The sequence below is a fragment of the Stenotrophomonas sp. 278 genome, assembly GCF_003935715.1.
Taxonomy (GTDB): domain Bacteria; phylum Pseudomonadota; class Gammaproteobacteria; order Xanthomonadales; family Xanthomonadaceae; genus Stenotrophomonas; species Stenotrophomonas maltophilia_AH.
On record NZ_RHPP01000203.1, the window covers coordinates 1 to 5,293 of the forward strand.

A 5,293-nucleotide genomic window follows, 5' to 3' on the forward strand; every position below is an offset into this window, starting at 1 on the left:
GCGTGGGGGGGGGTGGGGGCCCCAGGGGTTTTTGTGGGTGTGTTTTTGGGGGGGCGGGGGGGGGGGGGGGGGGCGGGTGGGCCGGCCAACGGCCGGCGCTACCGGAATACGGTACCGATTGAATTTCCAAATAAAAAACCGGGCACGAGGCCCGGTTTTTCATTTCGGCGCACACACCGCCGATCAGGCGGTTTCGTAGGCACCGTAGCTGCGCAGGCGCTCATAGCGCTTCTGCAGCAGGTCCTCGGTGGACAGCTTCTCCAGCGCGTCCAGCTCGTTGAGCAGCACGGCCTTCAGACGCTTGCCCATCGCGGTCGGGTTGCGGTGTGCGCCACCGGTGGGCTCGCGCACCACCTTGTCGACCAGGCCCAGGCCCTTCAGGCGCGGAGCAGTCAGACCCAGCTGTTCAGCCGCTTCCTTGGCCTTGCCGGCGTCCTTCCACAGGATCGAGGCGCAACCTTCCGGGCTGATGGTCGAGTACACGCTGTACTCCAGCATGATGGTGCGGTCGCCCACGCCCAGCGCCAGCGCGCCACCGGAGCCACCTTCGCCGATCACGGTGCAGATCACCGGCACCTTCAGCTCGGCCATTTCCATCAGGTTGCGCGCGATCGCCTCGGACTGGCCGCGCGATTCGGCATCAATGCCCGGCCAGGCACCGGCGGTGTCGATCAGGGTCAGCACCGGCAGGCCGAAGCGCTCGGCCATCTTCATCAGACGCAGTGCCTTGCGGTAGCCCTCCGGCTTGGGCATGCCGAAGTTGCGCTTGATCTTTTCCTTGGTGTCGCGGCCCTTCTGGTGGCCGATCAGCATCACCGGGCGGCCGCCGATGCGGGCCAGGCCGCCGACAATCGCTTTGTCGTCGGCGAAGGCGCGGTCGCCGGCCAGCTCCTGGAACTCGTCACAGAAGATACGGATGTAATCCAGGGTGTACGGGCGCTGCGGATGGCGCGCCAGCTGCAGCACCTGCCACGAGGTCAGGTTGCGGAAGATCTGCGCAGTGCGCACCCGCAGCTTGTCCTGCAGGGCGTGCACTTCGGCCTCGACATTGACCGCCGGACCGGCGCTGGCGCTGCGCAGCTCCTGGATCTTGGCTTCCAGATCAGCGATGGGTTGCTCGAAGTCGAGATAGTTCGGATTCATCGGAAGCCGTCGTGAAGTAAAGAGGGAAAGTGTAGCCGAATGCGTCGAAATACCCCGTACGCAGTCGTCTGGTACCGTAATGCCGGGCCCTGCCCGGCAATCAGTTCGCCCACGGGGGGGCGTAGCGGACCTTGAGGGTGCGTACGGCCGGGTCGGCGCGCAGCGCGTCCACCAGCTGGCTGTCCACGCGTACGGCCGTTTCGCCACCCACGTCGAGCATGCCGGCCACCGGGCCCTGCGGCGAGCCCAGCAGCAGGTCCAGGCGCAGGGGCGTGCGGCCGGGGCGGTGGCGGTCCAGCAGGGCGTTCACACGGCTCCAGACCGGGTCACCCTGGCGCAGGTCCAGACGCAGCGACAGCCGGGTCGCGTAGTTGGCGCAGATCTCTTCGTAGTCCCAGCACTGGCGGATGCGCAGCGCGTAGCCGCCGTTGAACTCGTCCTCACGCAGGCCACCCTTGACCACCAGGATGCGGTCCTTGGTCATCAGGTGGCCGAATTCGGCCAGGCCGTCGGAGAACGCGCTGCACTCGACGCGTCCGCGGCCATCTTCGAGCTGCATGAAGATCTGGCTTTCGCCCTTGCGGCGCACGCCGACGACCAGCCCGGCCAGGATCACCGGGGTTTCCTGGCGCCAGGCGCGCTTTTCGCCGTCCTTGCTGGGGCGGGCCGGCGGTATGAGCTTTTCCAGCATGCCCAGGTCGGTACCGACAAGTTCCTTGACGTCCTCCGCCCACGGGTCGAACGGATGCCCGCTGAGATAGAAGCCCAGGGTTTCGCGCTCGCCCTCCAGCAACTGGCCCAGAGCCCACTCCTTGGTTTCGGGCAGGTCCAGCTGCATCGCGGTGCTGACCGGGTCCGGCGCGCCGAACAGCGAGTTCTGCCCGGAGGCCTTCTCGCGCGACATCTGGTCGGTGGCCTTGAGCACCTCCGGCAGCTGCAGCATCAGCGAGGCGCGGTTCTTGCCCAGCCCGTCCAGTGCGCCACAGTTGATCATGGCTTCCAGCGTGCGACGGTTGAGCTTGCCGGACTCGATGCGCATGCAGAAATCCAGCAGCGACTCGTAGCGTCCCTTGGCGATGCGCTCGTCGACCACCGCTTCGCACGCGCCCTGGCCCACGCCCTTGATCGCGCCCAGGCCGTACTGGATGGTGTCGGCACTGGAGGCCTCGAACATGTACGCCGATTCGTTGACCTTCGGCGGCAGCACGGTCAGGCCGAGGTTGCGCACCTCGGCCAGGAAGCCGACCACCTTGTCGGTGTTGTCCATGTCCGAGGACAGCGTCGCGGCCATGAACTCGGCGGGGTAGTGACGCTTCAGCCAGGCGGTCTGATAGCTGACCAGCGCGTACGCGGCCGCGTGCGACTTGTTGAAGCCGTAGCCGGCGAACTTTTCCATCAGGTCGAAGATTTCATCGGCCTTGGGACCGTCGACGCCGCCCTTGGCCGCACCCTCGCGGAAGATCTCGCGGTGCTTGGCCATTTCCGCCGGCACCTTCTTGCCCATCGCGCGGCGCAGCAGATCCGCGCCGCCCAGCGAGTAGCCGCCGACGATCTGCGCCATCTGCATCACCTGCTCCTGGTACACCATGATGCCGTAGGTGTCCTTCAGGATGGCTTCGGTGCGCGGATCGGGATAGATGATCTCTTCCTGGCCGTGCTTACGCGCGTTGAAGGAAGGAATCAGGTCCATCGGGCCAGGGCGGTACAGCGATACCAGCGCGATCAGGTCTTCGAAACGGTCGGGGCGCGCGTCCTTCAGCAGACGGCGCATGCCCGAGGATTCGAACTGGAACACCGCACCGGTGTTGCCATTGGCGAAGATATCTTTGTAGGTGGGCGCGTCATCCAGCGGAATCGCGGTGATGTCCACCGGCGGAATGCCCGCGCGGGCATGCCGCTTGTTGATCGCCTTCACAGCCCAGTCAATGATGGTCAGCGTGCGCAGGCCGAGGAAGTCGAACTTCACCAAGCCGACTTCTTCAACGTCGTTCTTGTCGAACTGGGTGACCGGGTTGCGGCCACGACCGCCTTCGTCGTGTTCGGCGAACAGCGGGCAGAACTCGGCCAGCGGCTCGGGCGCGATCACCACGCCACCGGCGTGCTTGCCGGCGTTGCGGGTCAGGTCTTCGAGCTGGCGCGCCAGGTCGATCAGGTCGCGCACTTCGTCTTCGGACTGGTAGCGCTGGATCAGTTCCGGCGACGCCATCTCCGAGTCCTTGCCTTCGCCCATGGCGTCCTTCAGCGAAATGCCGAGGATGTTGGGAATCAGCTTGGAAACACCGTCGACCAGACCGTACGGGAAGCCCAGCACACGCCCGGAGTCACGCACCACCGCCTTGGCGGCCATTGTGCCGTAGGTGATGATCTGGCTGACCCGCTCGCGTCCGTACTTGCGCGCGACGTAGTCGATGACCTCGTCGCGGCGGTCCATGCAGAAGTCGATGTCGAAGTCGGGCATCGACACGCGTTCGGGGTTGAGGAACCGCTCGAACAGCAGGTTGTAGGGCAGGGGATCCAGATCGGTGATCTGCAGGGCCCAGGCCACCAGCGAACCGGCGCCGGAACCACGGCCCGGACCAATCGGAATGCCCTGGTTCTTGCCCCACTGGATGAAGTCGGCCACGATCAGGAAGTAGCCGGGGAAGCCCATCTTGATGATGGTGGCCAGCTCGAACTCCAGGCGCTCGAAGTAGTCTTCGCGGGTCTTGCCTTCGGCCAGCGGATTCTTTTCCAGGCGCGCTTCCAGGCCTTTGCGCGACTCGCTGCAGATCCAGCTGTCCAGCGTCTCGTCGTCGGGCACCGGGTAGTTGGGCAGAAAGTAGGTGCCCAGCCGCATTTCCACGTTGCAGCGTTCGGCCAGGGCCAGGGTGTTGTCGATGGCGTCGGGAATGTCGGCGAACAGCGCGCACATTTCCTCGGGCGACTTCAGGTACTGCTGTTCGCTGTAGTCGCGCGGGCGCTTGGGGTCATCCAGCACGCGGCCGGAGGAAATGCACACGCGCGCTTCGTGCGCGCTGAAGTCGTCCGGGCGCAGGAAGCGCACATCGTTGCTGGCAACCACCGGCAAACCGCGCTGGCCGGCGGCCATCAGCGCGAACTGGTTGAAGGCCTCCTCGCCCTCACGCCCGGTGCGGGTCAGCTCCAGGTGCAGGCCGTCACCGAATACACGCTGCCAGTCGGCGAGCTGCTGTTCGGCGAGGTCATGCCGGCCTTCGCCGGCGAGACGGCCGGCCAGGCTCTCGCGACCAGCCAGTGCAAACAGGTTGTGGCAGCCGGCCTTGAGCCAGTCCGGATGCACGGCCACCCCGCCTTCGGGGCGGTGGCCTTCCATCCACGCGCGGGTGAGCAGGCGCGACAGGCTCAGGTAGCCTTCCCGGTCACGGCACAGCAGGGTCATCCGCCACGGCGTCATGCCCTCCTCGGCGATCATCACGTCGGCACCGGCAATGGGCTTGATGCCCACGGTTTCGGCTGCCTTGTAGAACTTGACCAGCGCGAACAGGTTGTTCAGGTCGGTGACGGCCAGCGCCGGCAGCTGCAGTTCGACGGCGCGGCTGAGCAGATTGGCCTGTTTGGCCTTTTTCGGGTCAGCCTGATCCGGTTTCGCCGGGACACGGATGGTCGAATCCGCCAGCGAAAATTCGGTGTGGACGTGAAGATGTACGAAACGGGAAGTGGACATGCCGGGCCAATGTAATGCGCGGTCAGGGTATCCGTGTGAGCGAAACCGGACAAGGCTTGACAGTCAGGTTACAGCCAGAAGCCAAAGCCACAGCCTTGGGCTGCGGGTCTACGAGCTTGGGGCCATCGGATGGGGGGGTACGGGACACGCCGTGAATCCATCCATGGAGGCTCGTCAAAAACATCCATGTTTTTGACGGTCCCGTCCCCCCCCCATCCGATGGCCCTTCGACAGTTGGCCGGAGGCCACGGAAGATCAAAACCCGTTCACGCGCCCGGTAGCGTCGGTCGACAGACGACGGCCGTGAAATGGCCAGCGTCCGGTAACGCATGACAACAGATCGGGGCCGCCGTTGATTTTGATGTTCGTTGGCCACCGACACCCTGCCGATGGCGGGTCGGGGTGGGCTGGAGGGGGCGTGAGCCGCATGGGTCGGGCGCATGCGCCCGACGGGTTGGGCAGGACGCC

2 protein-coding genes are annotated in these 5,293 nt (G+C 65.6%); both read right to left on the reverse strand.

Going from position 1 to position 5,293, the window contains the following annotated elements; all coding sequences use genetic code 11:
* Positions 1-183: 183 nt before the first annotated feature.
* On the reverse strand, positions 184-1,143 hold the full coding sequence (locus tag EGJ34_RS20265; protein WP_125362234.1) for an acetyl-CoA carboxylase carboxyltransferase subunit alpha: 960 nt from the start codon (positions 1,141-1,143) through the stop codon (positions 184-186).
* A gap of 100 nt (positions 1,144-1,243) precedes the next feature.
* On the reverse strand, positions 1,244-4,825 hold the full coding sequence (dnaE, locus tag EGJ34_RS20270) for a DNA polymerase III subunit alpha (RefSeq protein WP_125362235.1): 3,582 nt from the start codon (positions 4,823-4,825) through the stop codon (positions 1,244-1,246).
* Positions 4,826-5,293 lie beyond the last annotated feature (468 nt).